Raw genomic sequence first — 18,711 nt, forward strand, 5'->3', positions numbered from 1 at the left:
AGGAAAGGAGAACGGGGAAACTTATGAAAAAAATATCAAAATATCTGTTGGAAAAGTGGTATGTGTATGCGTTTGCAATCGGCTGCCTGGTTATCAAGGTCAGTCTTGACATGCTGTCTCCACAGATTACAAAGCGTATGATTGATGATGTGATTGGAAAGGGACAGAAGGAAATTTTTCCAATGCTACTTTTTGGAGTCTTTTTCATCGGAGTAGGAAGATGTGTTTTTGGATATCTTCAAGAATTTACTTTTGACCGGGTGGGATCGGAGATCGCGATGGATATTAGAAGAAGGCTGTTTGATCATATCCAGTCGTTGTCCATGCGGTATTTTAACAATACAAATACTGGAGAACTGATGTCGAGGGTCAAAGATGATGTAGATAAAATATGGGGATCACTGACTTATATCAGCATGTTGATCGTAGAAGTCATCTTTCATACCAGTGTGATTTTGGTTTGTATGTATCGCCTTGACAGAGGTTTGTTTCTTATTCCGGTGATCGCAATGCCAATGGTGGCGCTGTTTGCAATTATGATGGAAAAGAAGCTTGGAAATGTGTATGAGGAGATTAGTGAAGAAAATGCTGCTCTGAATACGGTGGCGGAAGAAAATCTTGCCGGAGTGCGTACCGTCAAAGCATTTGCAAGGGAGAAATTTGAGATCAGAAAATTTTTATCTCACAACAAGCGTTATTACGAACTGAATATGAAGCAGTCTAAAGTGCTGGTTCGATACCAGCCATTATTTCAGGCAATCACAAAGCTGCTTCCAGTTATTGTTATTATTTTTGGCGGACACCGTGTGATCGAGGGAAAAATCACACTGGGAACGCTCGGGGCATTTGTGGAATATTCAATGAACATCGTCTGGCCGATGGAGATGCTAGGATGGCTGTTCAATGACTTTGCGGCGGCAGTTGCATCCAATGAAAAGCTGAAGAAGATTTACCGACAATATCCGGAAATTACAGAGCCTAAGAGCCCGGAAAGACTGGAGAATGTAAAGGGGAATATTACATTTGAACATGTTTCTTTGGAACTTGACGGACATTCCATTTTGCGAGACATATCCTTTGATCTGCCGGCAGGAAAGACGCTCGGGATTATGGGAGAAACCGGTGCGGGAAAGACTTCTGTCATCCATGTACTTCAGCGGTTTTATGATGTCACGGGAGGAAAGGTCCTTTTGGATGGGAAGGATATTCGAAAACTCCCACTTCATCAGTTGAGAAGAAGCATTGCGCTTGTTATGCAGGATGTCTTCTTGTTTTCAGATACGGTGGAAGAAAACGTACGGTTTGGAAAGCGGGGAGAAGTTTTGCGGGAAGAGGTGGTTGCCTCTCTTGATTGTGCGGAGGCAAAAAATTTCGTAGAGCGTATGGAAAGCAGGTATGACACGCTGATCGGTGAGCGCGGGGTAGGGCTTTCTGGTGGTCAGAAACAGAGAATCAGCATTGCCCGGGCGATTGCAAAACGTGCGCCGATCCTCGTATTAGATGATTCGACTTCTGCACTCGATATGGATACCGAGCGTCAAATCCAAGAGAACCTACGGAATGTGACAGATGTGACAAAGATTATCATCGGACACCGGGTTTCTTCAGTGCGAGATGCAGATGAAATTCTGATTTTACAAGATGGAAAAGTGGCAGAGCGGGGAACGCATGAAACATTATGGGAGAAAAAGGGGATTTATTATCAGACCTGTCAGATACAGGGGGAAGTTATTTAAAGGAAGGAGAGAAAAACGATGGCGGTAAATGCAACGAGAACAGATGAGCAGGTCCAGACAGTGTCAAAGAGAAAGACTCTGGCGCGGATGTTCTATTATCTGCTCGCATATAAAAAGCAGGTCGTGGCAGTGCTGACGATTATGCTTGTATCAGTTGTGATCACACTGATCAATCCGCTGATCATCCAACAGGCGATCGACGTTTATATTGCAGGAGAAGACTGGCATGGGTTAAAAAGGCTTGGCATTGTGGCAGTTCTTTTGAACCTGACACTTGTCTTGCTTGTGAAAATGCGTATGTATATTATGGCGAAGGTGTCAAATGAGGTGCTTCTCACAATTCGTGAAGAATTGTATACGCATATCCAGACACTGAGTTTTCAATTTTTTGACAGCAGACCGACCGGGAAGATTCTTGCAAGGATCATTGGGGATGTCAATTCTTTGAAGGAGGTGCTGTCAAACAGTGTCACGACACTGATTCCGGATTTTATCACAATCTTGTCGGTGGTCGGGATCATGTTTGTCAAAAACTGGAAGCTGGCAGCGGCAGCGCTCTCCAGTTTGCCGCTTATGATCCTCGGAGTTGCCTTTGTGCAGAGCAAATCTCATATACGGTGGCAGATCCACCGAAAAAAAGGATCGAATATGAATGCATTTGTCCATGAAGATATTTCAGGGATGTATGTTGTGCAGAGCTTCGGGGCGGAGCAGGAAACGAAACAGATTTTTGAAGAATTATTACAGGAGCATAAGGACTCCTTTGTAGATGCAGTGCGCTATGCAGATGCGTTTGGTCCAATTGTAGATTTCTGTTGGGGACTTGGAACAATGGTACTATACTTTTTCGGGGTCAATATGATTCTTGACAGAATGCTGCAGGTCGGAACGCTGATCGCATTTGGAACATACATTTCAATGTTCTGGCGACCGGTCATGAACCTCAGTAATTTCTATAATCAGCTTGTGACGAATATTGCAGGAGCAGAGCGTATTTTTGAGATTCTTGACACGAAGCCGGACCTGACTGACGGGGAGACAGCTTGCGAGATGCCGGAGATCACAGGTGCTGTCAGCTTTCGGCATGTAACCTTTTCCTATGAGAAAGAAAAGGAAGTATTAAAGGATGTCAGCTTTGAGATTGAGCCTGGTCAGACAGTGGCGCTGATCGGACCGACCGGAGCAGGAAAATCAACGATTGTCAATCTAATCTGCCGCTTTTATGATATTCAGCACGGGCAGGTCTGTATTGATGGCAGGGATGTAAAGAGTGTGACGATTGAAAGTCTTAGAAGTCAGATGGGAATTATGACACAAGATGTCTTCTTGTTTTCGGGAACGATTCGGGAAAATATCCGATATGGAAGGTTAGAAGCCAGTGAGGAAGAAATCATCCGGGCAGCAAAAGCAGTCCATGCCCATGAATTCATCATGAAGATGGAGAAGGGATATGATACAGAGTTAAAAGAGCGCGGCGCAGGACTTTCAGCGGGACAAAGACAGCTTCTCGCATTTGCAAGAACGATGCTGTCAGAACCTAAAATACTCATACTGGATGAGGCGACATCTAGTATTGACACGCATACAGAACTTCTTGTGCAGAAAGGAATTGAAGTGTTATTAAAAGGAAGAACCTCCTTCGTGATCGCACACCGGTTATCGACAATCCAGAATGCCGATCGCATTTTCAGGGTAGACAATGGCGGAATTTTGGAGTTAAATAGTTTTGAGGAAATTGAAAAGTGATGTCTGTTTCAAGGAAGTAAGACGGCGGACAGGAAAATGAGCATGTAAGGAGGAAAAAGATGAAGCATGATACATCGCAGATGATTAAAAGAGAGGAGCATCTCCCGGTCATTTTGATCGGAGAGGGGCTGCTTGTCGGGATGATTGGCGGTCTGATCGTCCTTGCCTACCGCATTGCATTGAAGTATGCCGGGAAGTGGATGGATGAGATCATCACCTTTGCGGGACAGTCTCCGGTGCGGATGGCAGGATGGCTGCTTGTCTTAATGGTGTTGGCAGTTCTTGTAGGATTGCTTGTCCGGTGGGAGCCGATGATCTCAGGGAGCGGGATCCCACAGCTGGAAGGAGAGATGGCGGGAAAATTATCGCAGAAATGGTGGCGTGTGCTGCCAGCAAAATTTGCAGGAGGATTTCTGTCACTGCTGGCGGGATTATCGCTTGGAAGGGAAGGCCCGTCGATCCAGCTTGGAGCAATGACGGGAAAAGGGATTTCAAAACTGTTAAAGCGGGATCGGACGGAAGAAAAGTTTCTGTTGACCTGTGGGGCGAGCGCCGGGCTGTCGGCGGCATTTCATGCGCCTCTTGCGGGGGTGATGTTCTCACTTGAAGAAGTGCATAAAAATTTCTCGGTATCTGTGCTGATTTCGGTGATGACCGCATCGATTACTGCAGATTATATTTCTTCTCAGTTTATCGGGATAGAACCGGTATTTCAGTTTGATATCGGAAATGTACTTCCACAGAATTATTATTGGATGATCGTTGTGCTTGGAGTGATTCTTGGATGCTTCGGTGCATTTTACAACTGGTTTACGCTGACGGTGCAGGCAATGTATAAAAAAGTCTCATGGTTAAATGAAGTGACACGACTGCTTATTCCATTTACGCTTGCCGGAATTTTTGCATTTACAGCGCCGGAATTACTTGGAAGCGGACATGAACTGATCGATCTGATGACAGATCATAAGCTATTGCTAGGGGGAGCAATCTTTTTGCTCGCAGCGAAATTTGTGTTCTCGGCAGTCTGTTTCGGTTCCGGGGCGCCGGGAGGGATTTTCTTTCCACTGCTTGTGCTTGGAGCATTGACTGGGGGAATCTTTGGAATGATCGGTGTCAATTACTTTGGAATGGACCCGGATTATATCAATAATTTTGTCTTACTTGCAATGGCAGGCTATTTCACCGCGATCGTGCGTGCGCCGCTGACCGGAATCATCCTGATCTTTGAGATGACTGGGTCAGTGAGCCAGATGCTGTCACTCTCGATCATCTCGATCGTGGCATATATTGTGGCGACGTTATTAAAGTCTGATCCGATCTACGAAAGCCTTCTGGAACGCCTGCTCGCGGGCAGAGGAGAACTGAAAGAAGAAGGAAGCAGGGAGAAAGTACTGATGCGGCAGTCTGTGATGTTTGGTTCAGCGGCAGCGGATCATGAGGTTGGAGAAATCCAGTGGCCGGATCACTGCCTGCTTGTGACGATTCAAAGAAGCGGAAGAGAGATTATTCCGAGAGGAAACACAATGATCAGAGCAGGAGATGTTCTTGTGACGATGACAGAAGAACAATATGCGGGAGAGATGCATGATGAAGTTCGGGAGATCTGTGAAGAGTAGCAACAGCTTCAAAATAGTGTAGAAGAAACTTCCTTTTTATGTTATGATAAATTGATAGGTCTAAAAATAGATTTTGGAAGACCTTGCAGAGCAAACAAAAGAAGAGGAAGAAAACAATGGGAATCATAGAATTATTTTTGATCGCGGTAGGTCTTTCCATGGATGCGTTTGCAGTGTCAGTCTGCAAAGGATTGGCGATGAAGAAATGTACATGGACAAAGGCTGGCATTGTCGGACTTTATTTTGGTATATTTCAGGCGGGGATGCCGCTTTTGGGATATGCATTGGGTGTGCAGTTCAGCCATGTGATCACTTCGATCGATCACTGGATTGCATTTGTACTTCTTGGGATCATCGGTCTGAACATGATCAAAGAATCGCGGGAAGACGGCGAAGAGTGCGGGATGGAAGAAGATTCTCTTAAGGTGAAGGAGATGCTTGTGCTTGCGGTTGCGACCAGCATTGATGCACTCGCAGTTGGGATCACATTTGCATTCTTGCAGGTGGACATCATCCCGGCAGTTGCATTTATCGGAGTGACAACATTTTTACTGTCCGTAGGCGGGGTGAAGATTGGGAATGTATTTGGTGCAAAATATAAGTCCAAAGCGGAACTGGCAGGAGGATTGATCCTGATTTTAATGGGAATAAAGATTCTTCTGGAGCACCTGGGGATTTTCTAATACAGTAAAGTAAAAATAGGCAGAGCAGAGAAGATAAGAAATCTGTTATTGGGAGAAGATGCAGATTAGATTTTTAAAGAGGTGAATGATTATGAGATGGAACAAATTCAGATTAAAGACAACAACAGAGGCGGAAGACCTTGTCAGCAGTATGTTGATGGATCTGGGAATTGAAGGTGTGGAGATTGAGGATAAAGTGCCGCTTACACAGGCTGATAAAGAGCAGATGTTTGTAGACATCCTGCCGCAGATCGAGAGGGATGATGGAATTGCTTACCTCAGCTTCTATCTTGAGGAGGATGTGGATAAAGAGGAGATGCTTGCAAAGGTCAGAAATGAGTTTGAAGCGATGCGTGCCTATGCGAATGTAGGAGAAGGGACGATCGAAGAGTCTCAGACAGAAGATCTGGATTGGGTAAATAACTGGAAGCAGTATTTTCATCAGTTCTATGTCGATGACATTTTAATTATTCCATCCTGGGAAAAGGTAAAACCGGAAGATGAGGATAAGATGATCATTCATATCGATCCGGGAACAGCATTTGGAACAGGAATGCACGAGACGACACAGCTTTGTATTCGTCAGCTGAAGAAACATGTGACAAAGGAGACAAGAATTCTTGATGTAGGATGTGGAAGCGGAATTCTTGGCATGCTTGCCTTAAAATTTGGCGCAGCTTATTCTGTGGGAACAGATCTTGATCCGTGTGCAATCGATGCTACTTATGAAAACATGGAAGTCAATGGAATTACTAGAGACCAGTATGAAGTCATGATTGGCAATATTATTGATGATAAGGAAGTGCAGGATAAAGTCGGCTATGATAAGTATGACATTGTTGTGGCAAATATTCTTGCGGACGTTCTTGTGCCACTGACACCAGTGATCTTAAACCAGCTGAAAAAAGGTGGTGTCTATATTACAAGCGGAATCATCGATGACAAGGAAGATACTGTTGTAGAGGCAGTGAAGGCAGCGGGGCTGGAAGTGCTGGAAGTGACCTATCAAGGAGAGTGGGTATCTGTTACCGCAAGAAAAAATTTCTAAGAAAGAGGATAGAAGAACATGCAGCATTTTTTTGTAGTGCCAGATCAAGTGAGGGATGGATACATTGAGATTACCGGATCGGACGTCAATCATATGAAGAATGTACTTCGTATGAGGACGGGAGAGCAGTTGGAAATCAGTGATGGCAACAATAAGAAGTATCTCTGTGAGATCGAATCACTGGAGGCAGACAAGGTAACGGCTCGGATTTTGGAGGAACGGGAAGCGGAAAATGAACTTCCATCAAAACTTTATCTGTTTCAGGGGCTCCCAAAGAGCGATAAGATGGAGTTGATCATCCAGAAAGCGGTAGAACTTGGGGTATGGGAAGTGATTCCGGTTGCGACAAAGAGGGCAGTGGTAAAGCTGGATCAGAAAAAGGCGGCAAAGAAGAGAGAACGGTGGAGCGGGATCTCAGAGAGCGCTGCAAAACAGGCTGGGAGAAATGTGATCCCGGAAATAAAACAAGTGATGAACTTTCAGGAAGCGCTTTCTTATGCGAAAAGCCTTGATGTTCTTCTGATCCCATATGAATTGGCGGAGGGAATGCAGGCTACAAAAGAGCGGATCCAAGCGATACAGCCGGGGCAGTCGGTTGGGATTTTTATTGGTCCGGAAGGCGGATTTGAGCAAGAAGAGGTGAAGCTTGCCATGGAGGCAGGAGCATATCCGATCACGCTTGGAAGGCGGATCCTTCGCACAGAGACGGCGGGGATGACGATGTTGTCTGTGCTGATGTATCATCTGGAACAGGAATGACATAATCTGATAGTAAAAGAAAACAGGAGAAAACTATGGAAATATATCTGGACAATTCGGCGACAACAAAGTGTTATGAATGTGTGCGGGACATTGTTGGAAAAGTAATGTGTGAAGATTACGGAAATCCATCTTCTATGCACAGAAAAGGAGTCGAGGCAGAACAATATATCAAGGAAGCAAAGGAAATCATTGCAAAGGCGATGAAAGTGCAGGAAAAAGAAATCTTTTTTACTTCCGGAGGAACTGAGAGCGATAACCTTGCGCTGATCGGTGCTGCAAGGGCAAATCATCGGGCAGGGAGACATCTGATCACTTCGTCCATCGAGCATCCGGCAATTTTAAATACGATGCATTATCTTGAAGAAGAAGGATTTCGCGTGACGTATCTTCCTGTGGATGCAGAAGGAAAGGTGAAGCTTTCCGCACTGCAGGAAGCGCTCTGTGAGGAGACAATCCTCGTATCGATCATGTATGTGAATAATGAGATGGGAGCGGTTCAACCAATTGAGGAAGCAGCGCGTATCATTAAGGGGTACAACAATAAAATTTTATTTCATGTGGATGCAGTTCAAGGATTTGGAAAATATCGGATTTATCCAAAGCGGATCGGGGTTGATATGATGTCTGTGAGCGGACATAAAATCCACGGACCGAAAGGAATCGGAGCGCTTTATATCAACGAGAAGGTGAAGATCCATCCGATTATTTTCGGAGGAGAACAGCAGAAAAATATTCGTTCCGGCACGGAGAATGTTCCGGGGATTGCTGGACTTGGAAGAGCCGTCAAAGAGATTTATACGGATTTGGATGAAAAGACCGCAAAGATGCGTGCGCTGAAAAATCGGTTCATTGAAGGAATCCAGAAAATCGATGATGTAGTAATCCATGGAGTGACAGATGAGACGAGTGCGCCGCATATTATCAGTGTCGGTGTAGCTGGAATCCGAAGTGAAGTGCTGCTTCATACGTTGGAAGACAAAGGAATCTATGTGTCCTCTGGTTCTGCCTGTGCATCAAATCATCCGGCAATCAGCGGTGTGCTGAAAGGAATCGGTGTGAAGAAAGAATACCTCGATGCGACGCTTCGATTCAGTCTTTCCGAATTTACAACCGAAGAGGAAATTGACTATACACTGGAAACATTATATAATTGTGTACCGATGCTGAGAAGGTATACAAGACATTGATATAATATGCAAAAGAAAGGATAAGAAAAATGATATTTCATGCATTTTTGATAAAATACGGAGAAATCGGGATCAAAGGGAAAAACAGATATCTTTTTGAGGATGCCTTGATCCGTCAGATGCGTTATGCGCTGAAAGATGTGGATGGAACTTTTGATATCCACAAATCTCAGGGGAGAATCTATGTAGAATGTGAAGGAGAGTATGACTACGAGGAGACTGTCGCAAGTTTAAAGAGAGTTTTTGGAATCGTGGGAATCTGTCCGGTAGTCCATGTGGAAGACCAGGGATTTGAACAATTAAAAAAAGATGTTGTAGATTATATGGATCAGATGTATCCAGATAAAAATACAACATTTAAAGTAGAGGCAAGAAGAGGCAAGAAGAGTTATCCGAAGAATTCTATGGAGATCAACTGCGATCTTGGAGAGGCTATTTTAGAGGCATTTCCAGAAATCAAGGTAGATGTGCACAAGCCAGAGATCAAGCTTAATATCGAAATCCGCGAACAGATCTACATTTATTCAGAAATCATTCCGGGACCAGGTGGAATGCCGGTGGGAACAAACGGAAAGGCGATGCTTCTGCTCTCCGGTGGGATTGACAGCCCGGTAGCAGGTTATATGATTTCCAAGAGAGGAGTCGGGCTGGAGGCAACTTATTTCCATGCACCACCGTATACAAGTGAGCGTGCAAAACAGAAAGTAATCGATCTTGCGAAATTAGTGGCAAAGTATTCAGGACCGATTAAGTTGCACATTGTCAACTTTACAGACATTCAGCTGTATATTTATGATAAGTGTCCGCATGATGAGCTGACGATTATTATGCGTCGTTATATGATGAAGATTGCAGAACATTTTGCAAAAGAGAGCGGATGCCTTGGGTTGATCACAGGGGAGAGTATCGGACAGGTGGCGAGCCAGACGATGCAGAGTCTGGCAGCAACCAATGATGTATGTACACTGCCGGTATACCGTCCGGTGATTGGATTTGACAAGCAGGAAATCGTGGAGATTGCAGAGAAAATCGATACTTACGAGACGTCTATTCTTCCGTTTGAGGATTGTTGTACGATCTTTGTCGCAAAACATCCGGTGACAAAACCGAATATCAATGTGATCCGCAGATCAGAAGAAAATCTTGCAGAAAAGATTGATGAACTGTTTGAGGCAGCTGTGAACACTGTGGAGACGATTGTTGTAAAATAGTAAAAAAATAGATATGTTCCTGACCGGAGCCGGCCGGAACATATCTATATTTTCTTACAGACATTCCGAAGAATATCTGTATACTTCTTTATCAAAGTCGTAGGTGACTGTTGAAAACTTATACTAAGTATGGAGCAAGCGCTTCTAAAATAGTATCAAGGTCTTTTTCAGCGTGGATGTTTAAGTCGATCGGTTTTGATAAGTCTAAGCTGAAAATACCCATGATAGATTTTGCGTCAATCACATATCTTCCGGATACTAAGTCGAAATCGTGATCAAATTTTGTGATTTCGTTTACGAAAGATTTTACTTTGTCGATTGAATTTAATGAAATTTGTACTGTTTTCATTGAATAATCCTCCTTGAATTTTGTTCTACCCTTATCTTAAAGTTTGGGGGTATAAAAGTCAAGGAACAAAGTGCCAAAGAAATGGAGAAATTTTCGTGATTTTGGATAACAATTACATAGAAGCAGAAAAAGAAAGGGAAAAAAGATGAAAAAAGCAGCATTACATAATCTTGGATGTAAAGTCAATGCATACGAGACAGAGGCGATGCAGGAACTGTTGGAGCAGAATGGCTATGAGATTGTTCCGTTTCAGGAAGGGGCGGATATCTATATTATCAACACATGTACGGTGACCAATATGGCTGACAGAAAGTCAAGACAGATGATCCACCGAGCAAAAAAGATGAATCCGGATGCAATCGTTGTGGCGGCGGGATGTTATGTGCAGGCGCAGGAAAACAGCGATAAGATCGATGAATGTATTGATATTGTCATCGGAAATAATAAGAAGCAGAATTTGATCGAGATTCTTGAGGAGTATGAGCAGAAACGAAAAGAAGCAGACGGTGTGTTTGTGCAGCAGGAAGTCATTGATATCAATCACACGAAAGAATACGAAGAACTCCATCTGACCAAGACTGCAGAACACACACGGGCATATATTAAAGTACAGGACGGCTGTAACCAGTTTTGTACATACTGCATCATCCCATACATGAGAGGTCGTGTCAGAAGCAGAAGAAAAGAAGAAGTTGTGGAAGAAGTGAGTGCACTTGCGACCAATGGCTATAAGGAAGTTGTGCTCACAGGAATTCATCTGAGTTCTTACGGAGTTGACTTTGAAGAAAAGGAAACGTTACTTTCGCTGATCCAGGCGGTTCATGCAATCGAAGGAATCGAGAGAATCCGACTCGGATCGTTGGAACCCCGCATTATCACAGAAGAATTTGCGTCGGCGCTGTCTGCACTTCCAAAAATCTGTCCGCATTTTCATCTGTCATTGCAAAGTGGCTGCGAGGAGACTTTAAAGCGGATGAACCGAAGATATTCAGCAGAAGAATATTTTGAAAAATGTATGCTGCTCCGTAAATATTTTGAAAATCCGGCATTGACTACAGACATAATCGTCGGATTCCCGGGAGAGACCGAAGAAGAATTTGAAGAGTCAAGGGCATTTGTAGAAAAAGTAAATTTTTATGAGACGCATATTTTTAAATATTCAAAGCGTCAGGGAACAAAGGCTGCGGTAATGCCGAATCAAGTGCCGGAGCCGGAGAAGACAAAAAGGAGTAACAAGTTACTTGCATTGAATGAACGGAACCGGAAAGCTTATGAGGAACAATTTTCGGGCAAAGAGACAGAAATTCTTGTAGAGGAACAGATGGAGAAAGACGGAAAGACATATTGGATCGGACATACGAAGGAATATATCAGGCTGGCAATCTTGTCTGATGAAAACTTATCTGGCAGGTTACTAAGAGTGACTGTCGGAAAAGATGCATGGACAGTGGATGCATTGTAAAAGTAGAAAACTTTATTTTGAGAATCATTTTAAAAATCCTTCACAAAATATTCATTGTATTTTTGGTACATTTATATTAGAATAGAAATGTATGAAACGGAGGAAGAAAAGATGAAAGATTTGAGCAATACACAGTTCTTTCACGTGGAGACCGGACCACAGATCAAGGCGAAAGACATTCTTGAGATCGTGTATGGGGCACTGAAAGAAAAAGGATACAACCCGGTAAATCAGATCGTAGGGTATATTATGTCAGGAGATCCGACTTACATCACAAGTCACAATGGCGCGAGAAGTCTGATCATGAAGATGGAGCGGGACGAGCTTGTAGAGGAGATGCTGAAAGCGTATATCGAGCATCACGGATGGGAATAATATCGTATGAGGATTATGGGACTGGATTATGGGTCTAAGACGGTGGGGGTCGCAATCAGTGACCCTTTAGGTCTTACTGCCCAGGGAATTGAAACAATCTGCAGGAAGGAAGAGAACAAGCTAAGAAAGACACTGGCTCGTATTGAGGCACTTGCGCAGGAATACCAGGTCGAGGAGATTGTTCTTGGCTTCCCAAAGAATATGAACAACACTGTCGGTGACCGGGCAGAGAAGTCGCTGGAATTCAAGGAGATGCTTGAGCGGAGAACAGCACTTCCGGTTACGATGTGGGATGAGCGCCTGACAACCGTCGAGGCAGAACGGACATTGATCGAAAATAACGTACGAAGAGAAGACCGCAAGAAATATGTAGATAAGATCGCGGCAGTTTTTATCTTGCAGGGATATCTGGATTCTGTTTATTTCAGACAGAAGTCAGACGAGGATATGGAAGAAGTGTAGGAGTTTTTATGGAAAAGATTACATTTACATTTGAAGGAGAAGATCAGGCAGTAGAATTTTTTGTGTTAGAACAGACAAAATTAGGCGGTGTGACATATATTCTTGTTACAGATTCTGAAGAAGATGATGCAGAATGTCTGATCTTGAAGGATTTAAGTAAAGTAGAAGAGGATGAAAGTGTATATGAAGTTGTGGAAGATGATACAGAACTTCTTGCAGTTTCAAAAGTATTTGAAGAATTATTAGAAGACGTTGATATTGAAATGTAGTTAGATACATTTGAGTATAGAACTTTGCAGATGAGGTGGCATATGACATTAAACCAGGAAGCGTTTAAGAAAATATTAAAAGAGCAGGGACTGAAAGTGACAAACCAGAGACTGCTTGTACTTGAGGTGCTTGAAAAACATCGTGGTGAGCATATGACAGCGGAGGACATTTATGAACTGGTGAAAGTCGACTATCCTGAAATTGGATTGGCGACCGTATACCGGACGGTACAGTTGTTACTGGAATTGCAATTGGTGGATCGGATTAATCTGGATGATGGATGTGTCAGATATGAAATCGGAACCCTGATCGAAGGCGGGGAAGGAAAGCATCATCATCATCATTTGATATGTAAAAGTTGTGGAAAAGTATGGTCTTTTGAAGATGATCTCTTAGAGGAGCTGGAAAGTTATATTGAGAGGAAAACGGATTTCCATGTTCTGGACCACGAGTTGAAATTCTACGGACAATGTAAAGAATGTGCAGAAAGAGAAAGTGCAGAGAAAAGAAAGTAGAATGAAACATGGAGGTGTAGCTTTTGAAAAGAGAGAGCAATTCAAAATTAAAGATCATTCCGCTCGGAGGACTTGAGCAGATCGGAATGAACATTACTGCCTTTGAATATGAGGACAGTATTATTGTAGTAGACTGTGGACTGGCATTCCCGGAGGATGATATGCTAGGAATCGACCTTGTGATCCCGGATATCACTTATTTGAAGGATAATATCCAAAAGGTGAAAGGATTTGTCATTACCCACGGACATGAGGATCACATCGGAGCATTATCTTATGTATTAAAAGAGATGAATCTTCCAATCTATGCGACAAAGCTTACGATGGGAATCATTGAAAATAAATTAAAGGAGCACAACCTGCTCCGCTGTACAAGAAGAAAGGTTGTACGTCACGGACAGTCAATCAATCTGGGGCAGTTCCGGATTGAATTCATTAAGACAAATCACAGTATCGCAGATGCTTCTGCGCTTGCAATTTATTCGCCGGCAGGAATCGTTGTGCATACAGGTGACTTTAAAGTCGATTACACTCCGGTATTTGGAGATGCGATCGATCTTCAGAGATTTGCTGAGATCGGAAAGAAAGGTGTGCTTGCGCTGATGTCAGACAGTACAAATGCAGAGCGCCCGGGATTTACGATGTCAGAGCGGACAGTTGGAAAGACCTTTGACCAGATTTTTGCAGAACATAGAAATACAAGGATTATTATTGCCACTTTCGCATCGAATGTAGACCGTGTACAGCAGATCATTAACTCTGCCTATAAGTATGACAGAAAAGTTGTCGTGGAAGGACGGAGCATGGTCAACATTATTTCCACAGCATCAGAGCTTGGGTATCTGAATGTGCCGGACAAGACATTGATCGAGATCGATCAGCTGAAGAATTATCCGGATGAGAAGACGGTTCTGATCACAACAGGAAGCCAGGGAGAGTCTATGGCGGCATTATCCCGTATGGCAGCAGATATTCATAAGAAGGTCAGCATCAAGCCGGGAGATACAGTTATTTTCAGTTCAAACCCAATCCCGGGAAATGAAAAGGCAGTGTCAAGGGTGATCAATGAACTTTCCCAGAAGGGTGCAGATGTTATTTTCCAGGATGCACACGTATCCGGGCATGCCTGTCAGGAAGAGTTGAAATTGATCTATTCTCTTGTGAAACCAAAATATGCGATTCCGGTTCATGGAGAATATCGTCATTTGAAGGCAAATGCAGGAATTGCGACAGCGCTTGGCATTCCGAAGGAAAATGTATTCATCCTCAAATCCGGAGAGGTACTGGCGCTGGATAATCAAAGTGCAAAGGTTGTAGACAAAGTACAGACGGGAGCAATCCTTGTAGACGGACTCGGTGTTGGCGATGTTGGAAATATTGTATTACGTGATCGTCAGCATTTGGCAGAAGATGGTATACTGATCGTAGTCCTGACACTGGAGAAGGGAACCAATCAGCTCCTTGCAGGACCAGACATTGTTTCGAGAGGGTTTGTCTATGTAAGGGAGTCCGAAGGGCTGATGGAAGAGGCAAGACAGGTACTTTCCGATGCGCTTGAGAACTGTTTGAGAAACAATCGCAATGCAGACTGGAGCAGAATTAAATTAGTGATCCGCGATACGATGAATGATTTTATCTGGAAGCGGACTAAGAGACGTCCGATGATCCTTCCGATCATTATGGATGTATAGAAGGAAAGAAGGGCGGAGGATTTTGGTTCTCCGCCTTATTTTCTGAGGTTTTGCAATTCAGAAACAGAGGAGAAGGCATATGATTGTAGATGAAAGAATGGTGACGTTCATTAATTCTCTTGACACAGAAAACACAGCGATTTTGGAGCAGATCGAGCAGGAGGCGCTGGATACTTATGTACCGATCATCCGGAAGGAGATGCAGAGCTTTCTGAAAGTACTGCTTGCGATGCAGAAACCGAAGCGGATTTTAGAGGTTGGAACGGCTGTCGGATTTTCTGCAATTCTGATGAGTGAATATGTGACAGAGGAATGTGAGATCACAACAATTGAAAAATATGAGAAACGGATTCCGATTGCCCGTGAAAATTTCAGGCGGGCAGGAAAAGAAAAACAGATCACACTTCTGGAAGGAGATGCGATGGAAGTGATGCAGTCCTTAAAAGAGCCGTATGATTTTATTTTTATGGATGCGGCAAAAGGACAGTATATTTATTATCTGCCGGAAGTGATGCGTCTTTTGAATCCGGGAGGCGTCCTCGTATCGGACAATGTGCTTCAGGAAGGAGATATCATTGAATCTCGCTTCGCAGTGGAGCGCAGGAATCGGACGATCCATAGCCGAATGAGGGAATATCTGTATGCATTAAAGCATGATGACAGACTGCTGACGTCTATAGTTCCGATCGGGGACGGAGCAACAGTCAGTGTAAAGATTGGAGAAAAATAGAAAAGAAACAAGTTGTACAGAAAGGAAAAATATATGGCAAGACATCCAGAATTATTGATTCCGGCGAGCAGCCTGGAAGTATTAAAGACAGCCGTTATGTTTGGAGCTGATGCGGTTTACATTGGAGGAGAAGCATTCGGACTTCGAGCGAAAGCGAAAAACTTTTCCATGGAGGAAATGAAGGAGGGAATCGCATTTGCACATGAACACGATGTAAAAGTATATGTAACTGCCAATATTCTCGCACATAATGAGGATCTTTCAGGGGTACGAGAATATTTTAAAGAGTTAAAAGAGATTAAACCAGACGCATTGATCATTGCCGATCCTGGTGTATTTGAGATTGCAAAGGAAATCTGTCCGGAGATTGAGCGTCACATCAGTACGCAGGCAAATAATACAAACTATGCGACTTATAATTTCTGGCATAAGCTGGGGGCATCTCGTGTCGTATCAGCAAGGGAATTGTCTCTGGAGGAAATTAGAGAGATTCGGGCAAATATTCCGGATGAGCTGGAAATTGAGACATTTGTCCATGGGGCGATGTGCATTTCTTATTCCGGAAGATGCCTGCTCAGCAACTATTTCACCGGAAGAGATGCAAACCGGGGAGCATGTACCCATCCATGCAGATGGAAATATTCTGTGGTTGAGGAGACCAGACCAGGAGAATATATGCCGGTATATGAAAATGAGAGAGGAACTTATATTTTTAACTCCAAGGACCTCTGTATGATCCAGCATATCCCGGAAATTTTAGAGTCGGGCATTGACAGTCTGAAGATCGAGGGACGTATGAAGACCGCACTCTATGTAGCAACGGTTGCAAGAACATACCGCAAGGCGATTGACGACTATCAGAAGGATCCGGCACTCTATGAGAAAAATATGCCATGGTATCTGGAGCAGATCTCTAATTGTACTTATCGGCAGTTTACGACAGGATTTTTCTTTGGAAAGCCGGATGAGACAACACAGATCTATGACAGCAATACTTATGTGAAAGAGTATACCTATCTTGGAATCGTAGGGGAAGAGCGTGATGGCACTTACCGTATCGAACAGAGAAATAAGTTCTCTGTCGGAGAGACGATCGAAGTGATGAAACCGAATGGCGAAAATATTAGTGTGGAAGTGAAGCGGATCTTAGATGAGGATGGCAATGAGCAGGAAAGCGCTCCGCATCCAAAACAAGTATTGTATGTAGATCTGGGAATGCCGTTAGAGCAGTATGATATTTTAAGAAGACAGGAAGCGAAAGAAGTATAATGTGATGAGGAAACCGAAAGCGGCAAGCATTTTCAGTGAAAATGAGCCTTTGCTTTCGGTTTCTTAGTATTCTGTCAAGATTCCGGAAAGAAGCTGCGCAATTTTTCCACGGCGCTTTTTTCAATGCGTGATACGTAAGAGCGGGAAATTCCAAGCCTTTTTGCGATTTCACGCTGCGTGTATTCTTCCTCATTGTAAAGTCCGTAGCGCATTTTCAGAACGAGCCGTTCCCGGTCAGATAATTCGGATTCTACTTTTTCGTATAAAGTGCGTACATCGTCTTTGAGATTGATTTTCTCGTGGATATCTTCATCTGTTGTCTCCATGACATCAAACAGCTGAATCTCATTGCCTTCCCGGTCAGTACCGATCGGTTCGTAGAGAGAGATTTCCCGGGAGGATTTTTTTCTAGAGCGAAGCATCATCAGAATTTCATTTTCAATACAGCGGGCTGCATAAGTGGAAAGTCGATTTCCTTTTTCGGGATTAAAGGTGATGACTGCTTTGATCAGTCCTACGGTTCCGATGGAGATCAGATCTTCATTGTCTTCCTCCGGACGTTGATATTTTTTGACAATATGTGCTACAAGCCGGAGATTGTGTTCGATCAGGATGTGTTTTGCTTCAAGGTCGCCCTCTGTGTATTTTTGCATGTAATATTGTTCCTCAGCAGAAGTGAGGGGAGTTGGAAATGATTTCAAGATAAGCACCTCTAAGCATATTTAATATAGCTTATGTGCTGGAGAGAAGATTTGTGCTTTTCCACATGAAAACAGAGAAAAAAGCATCAAAATGTCTGTTTACTATCAAAGGAGAACGTGCTATCATATAATTATGTCTGACAAAGTGAAGGGCGGCAGCTGCCGCAAAAATTATATGAATGGCGGGATTGTATGGGCAGATTATTTGACACAGACAATATTGTCTGGAGATTTTTGGGAAGGGTAGCCGATTTGGTCATCCTCAATTTTTTATTCCTTTTATGCAGCATTCCGATCGTAACGATCGGTGCTTCGTGGACGGCGCTGTATTCTGTAACATTGAAGGCGGTAAAGAACGAAGAAAGTTATATTGCCAAAGGATTTCTAAAAGGATTTAAAGAGAATTTCAAACAGAGTACGATCGCATGGTTAGTGATACTTTTAGTTGGAACAGTGCTTTTTGTAGACATCAGGTTTGCGATGGGACTGGAAGGCGGATTTGGAAAAGCATTTGGGGTGACCATTTATGCAATGTCTTTTGTTTATCTGATGATTGCAATGTATATTTTCCCTTATATTGCACGATTTCACGCGACAATGAAGCAGATTTTCAAAAATGCTCTGTTGATCGGTATCGGCAGTTTTCCGTTCACATTACTTCTTTTTGGAGTCAATATTTTAGTACTGTTTGTGACGTTTTTCAGTGCACGGGCAATGATCACAGCACTTGCATTCTGGTTCATGACTGGATTTTCGTTTCTGGCATTTGTCACATCGTATATTTACCGGAAGATCTTTTCGAAATATGAGCGTGTGGAAGAACCCGAAGTAGAGACAGAAGAAGCATAACAAATTTTACGAATATTTGTAAAAAGCAGAGAAAAGAAGATAAGAAAAT

Annotated in this window: 19 protein-coding genes; 17 read left to right on the top strand and 2 right to left on the bottom strand. The window is 43.3% G+C overall.

What is annotated here, in order from left to right; all coding sequences use genetic code 11:
• Positions 1-23: 23 nt before the first annotated feature.
• The 8 genes from ACGG81_RS04775 (at position 24) to thiI (ending at position 9,989) form a co-directional block, all read left to right on the top strand.
• The gene (locus ACGG81_RS04775; RefSeq protein WP_035102757.1) at positions 24-1,736 is read left to right on the top strand and encodes an ABC transporter ATP-binding protein; all 1,713 of its coding nucleotides are present in this window, start codon (positions 24-26) and stop codon (positions 1,734-1,736) included.
• Positions 1,737-1,754: 18 nt separating this feature from the next.
• A complete protein-coding gene (locus ACGG81_RS04780) occupies positions 1,755-3,482 on the top strand; it encodes an ABC transporter ATP-binding protein (protein WP_009262789.1) in 1,728 nt (575 codons plus the stop codon).
• 59 nt (positions 3,483-3,541) lie between these two features.
• Entirely contained in the window at positions 3,542-5,098 is a 1,557-nt protein-coding gene (locus ACGG81_RS04785; RefSeq protein ID WP_009262788.1) for a ClC family H(+)/Cl(-) exchange transporter, read from the top strand.
• A gap of 116 nt (positions 5,099-5,214) precedes the next feature.
• A complete protein-coding gene (locus ACGG81_RS04790; RefSeq protein ID WP_008976285.1) occupies positions 5,215-5,781 on the top strand; it encodes a manganese efflux pump MntP family protein in 567 nt (188 codons plus the stop codon).
• 91 nt (positions 5,782-5,872) lie between these two features.
• On the top strand, positions 5,873-6,829 hold the full coding sequence (gene prmA / locus ACGG81_RS04795; RefSeq protein WP_009262787.1) for a 50S ribosomal protein L11 methyltransferase: 957 nt from the start codon (positions 5,873-5,875) through the stop codon (positions 6,827-6,829).
• An 18-nt stretch (positions 6,830-6,847) separates the two neighbouring features.
• Positions 6,848-7,588: a 16S rRNA (uracil(1498)-N(3))-methyltransferase gene (locus ACGG81_RS04800; protein ID WP_009262786.1), complete on the top strand. Its 741-nt coding sequence runs from the start codon at positions 6,848-6,850 to the stop codon at positions 7,586-7,588.
• A 35-nt stretch (positions 7,589-7,623) separates the two neighbouring features.
• Positions 7,624-8,778, top strand: coding sequence for a cysteine desulfurase family protein (locus ACGG81_RS04805; RefSeq protein ID WP_016439261.1), 1,155 nt, complete (start codon positions 7,624-7,626; stop codon positions 8,776-8,778).
• A 29-nt stretch (positions 8,779-8,807) separates the two neighbouring features.
• Complete coding sequence (thiI, locus tag ACGG81_RS04810; protein ID WP_008976281.1) at positions 8,808-9,989, top strand: tRNA uracil 4-sulfurtransferase ThiI; 1,182 nt, start codon at positions 8,808-8,810, stop codon at positions 9,987-9,989.
• A gap of 118 nt (positions 9,990-10,107) precedes the next feature.
• On the opposite strand, the gene ACGG81_RS04815 is transcribed toward thiI, so the two are convergent.
• On the bottom strand, positions 10,108-10,338 hold the full coding sequence (locus ACGG81_RS04815; RefSeq protein WP_008976280.1) for an HPr family phosphocarrier protein: 231 nt from the start codon (positions 10,336-10,338) through the stop codon (positions 10,108-10,110).
• Positions 10,339-10,483: 145 nt separating this feature from the next.
• On the opposite strand from ACGG81_RS04815, the gene mtaB reads away from it, so the two are divergent.
• The 8 genes from mtaB to ACGG81_RS04855 all read left to right on the top strand — a co-directional run bounded on the left by mtaB (position 10,484) and on the right by ACGG81_RS04855 (position 17,112).
• Entirely contained in the window at positions 10,484-11,800 is a 1,317-nt protein-coding gene (mtaB, locus tag ACGG81_RS04820; protein ID WP_390109889.1) for a tRNA (N(6)-L-threonylcarbamoyladenosine(37)-C(2))-methylthiotransferase MtaB, read from the top strand.
• A 111-nt stretch (positions 11,801-11,911) separates the two neighbouring features.
• Positions 11,912-12,175, top strand: a complete 264-nt coding sequence (locus ACGG81_RS04825; protein ID WP_009262785.1) for an IreB family regulatory phosphoprotein — start codon at positions 11,912-11,914, stop codon at positions 12,173-12,175.
• A 6-nt stretch (positions 12,176-12,181) separates the two neighbouring features.
• Entirely contained in the window at positions 12,182-12,637 is a 456-nt protein-coding gene (gene ruvX / locus ACGG81_RS04830) for a Holliday junction resolvase RuvX (protein ID WP_117576332.1), read from the top strand.
• 8 nt (positions 12,638-12,645) lie between these two features.
• A complete protein-coding gene (locus tag ACGG81_RS04835; RefSeq protein WP_008976276.1) occupies positions 12,646-12,906 on the top strand; it encodes a DUF1292 domain-containing protein in 261 nt (86 codons plus the stop codon).
• A 42-nt stretch (positions 12,907-12,948) separates the two neighbouring features.
• The gene (locus ACGG81_RS04840) at positions 12,949-13,422 is read left to right on the top strand and encodes a Fur family transcriptional regulator (protein WP_008976275.1); all 474 of its coding nucleotides are present in this window, start codon (positions 12,949-12,951) and stop codon (positions 13,420-13,422) included.
• A gap of 23 nt (positions 13,423-13,445) precedes the next feature.
• Positions 13,446-15,113, top strand: a complete 1,668-nt coding sequence (locus ACGG81_RS04845; protein WP_008976274.1) for a ribonuclease J — start codon at positions 13,446-13,448, stop codon at positions 15,111-15,113.
• Between the two features lie 79 nt (positions 15,114-15,192).
• On the top strand, positions 15,193-15,843 hold the full coding sequence (locus ACGG81_RS04850; protein ID WP_009262783.1) for an O-methyltransferase: 651 nt from the start codon (positions 15,193-15,195) through the stop codon (positions 15,841-15,843).
• 33 nt (positions 15,844-15,876) lie between these two features.
• A complete protein-coding gene (locus ACGG81_RS04855) occupies positions 15,877-17,112 on the top strand; it encodes a peptidase U32 family protein (protein ID WP_008976272.1) in 1,236 nt (411 codons plus the stop codon).
• A 74-nt stretch (positions 17,113-17,186) separates the two neighbouring features.
• On the opposite strand, the gene sigK is transcribed toward ACGG81_RS04855, so the two are convergent.
• Positions 17,187-17,813, bottom strand: a complete 627-nt coding sequence (sigK, locus tag ACGG81_RS04860) for an RNA polymerase sporulation sigma factor SigK (RefSeq protein ID WP_081636845.1) — start codon at positions 17,811-17,813, stop codon at positions 17,187-17,189.
• A gap of 192 nt (positions 17,814-18,005) precedes the next feature.
• On the opposite strand from sigK, the gene ACGG81_RS04865 reads away from it, so the two are divergent.
• A complete protein-coding gene (locus tag ACGG81_RS04865) occupies positions 18,006-18,662 on the top strand; it encodes a YesL family protein (protein ID WP_390109895.1) in 657 nt (218 codons plus the stop codon).
• Positions 18,663-18,711 lie beyond the last annotated feature (49 nt).

The sequence above is a fragment of the Faecalimonas umbilicata genome (genome assembly GCF_042846195.1).
Taxonomy (GTDB): domain Bacteria; phylum Bacillota; class Clostridia; order Lachnospirales; family Lachnospiraceae; genus Faecalimonas; species Faecalimonas umbilicata.

Bases quoted from the DNA above. Each gene is read 5' to 3' on its own strand.
- ACGG81_RS04775 (WP_035102757.1), top strand. From the start codon at position 24: ATGAAAAAAATATCAAAATATCTGTTGGAAAAGTGGTATGTGTATGCG.
- ACGG81_RS04780 (WP_009262789.1), top strand. From the start codon at position 1,755: ATGGCGGTAAATGCAACGAGAACAGATGAGCAGGTCCAGACAGTGTCA.
- ACGG81_RS04785 (WP_009262788.1), top strand. From the start codon at position 3,542: ATGAAGCATGATACATCGCAGATGATTAAAAGAGAGGAGCATCTCCCG.
- ACGG81_RS04790 (WP_008976285.1), top strand. From the start codon at position 5,215: ATGGGAATCATAGAATTATTTTTGATCGCGGTAGGTCTTTCCATGGAT.
- prmA (WP_009262787.1), top strand. From the start codon at position 5,873: ATGAGATGGAACAAATTCAGATTAAAGACAACAACAGAGGCGGAAGAC.
- ACGG81_RS04800 (WP_009262786.1), top strand. From the start codon at position 6,848: ATGCAGCATTTTTTTGTAGTGCCAGATCAAGTGAGGGATGGATACATT.
- ACGG81_RS04805 (WP_016439261.1), top strand. From the start codon at position 7,624: ATGGAAATATATCTGGACAATTCGGCGACAACAAAGTGTTATGAATGT.
- thiI (WP_008976281.1), top strand. From the start codon at position 8,808: ATGATATTTCATGCATTTTTGATAAAATACGGAGAAATCGGGATCAAA.
- ACGG81_RS04815 (WP_008976280.1), bottom strand. From the start codon at position 10,338: ATGAAAACAGTACAAATTTCATTAAATTCAATCGACAAAGTAAAATCT.
- mtaB (WP_390109889.1), top strand. From the start codon at position 10,484: ATGAAAAAAGCAGCATTACATAATCTTGGATGTAAAGTCAATGCATAC.
- ACGG81_RS04825 (WP_009262785.1), top strand. From the start codon at position 11,912: ATGAAAGATTTGAGCAATACACAGTTCTTTCACGTGGAGACCGGACCA.
- ruvX (WP_117576332.1), top strand. From the start codon at position 12,182: ATGAGGATTATGGGACTGGATTATGGGTCTAAGACGGTGGGGGTCGCA.
- ACGG81_RS04835 (WP_008976276.1), top strand. From the start codon at position 12,646: ATGGAAAAGATTACATTTACATTTGAAGGAGAAGATCAGGCAGTAGAA.
- ACGG81_RS04840 (WP_008976275.1), top strand. From the start codon at position 12,949: ATGACATTAAACCAGGAAGCGTTTAAGAAAATATTAAAAGAGCAGGGA.
- ACGG81_RS04850 (WP_009262783.1), top strand. From the start codon at position 15,193: ATGATTGTAGATGAAAGAATGGTGACGTTCATTAATTCTCTTGACACA.
- ACGG81_RS04855 (WP_008976272.1), top strand. From the start codon at position 15,877: ATGGCAAGACATCCAGAATTATTGATTCCGGCGAGCAGCCTGGAAGTA.
- ACGG81_RS04865 (WP_390109895.1), top strand. From the start codon at position 18,006: ATGGGCAGATTATTTGACACAGACAATATTGTCTGGAGATTTTTGGGA.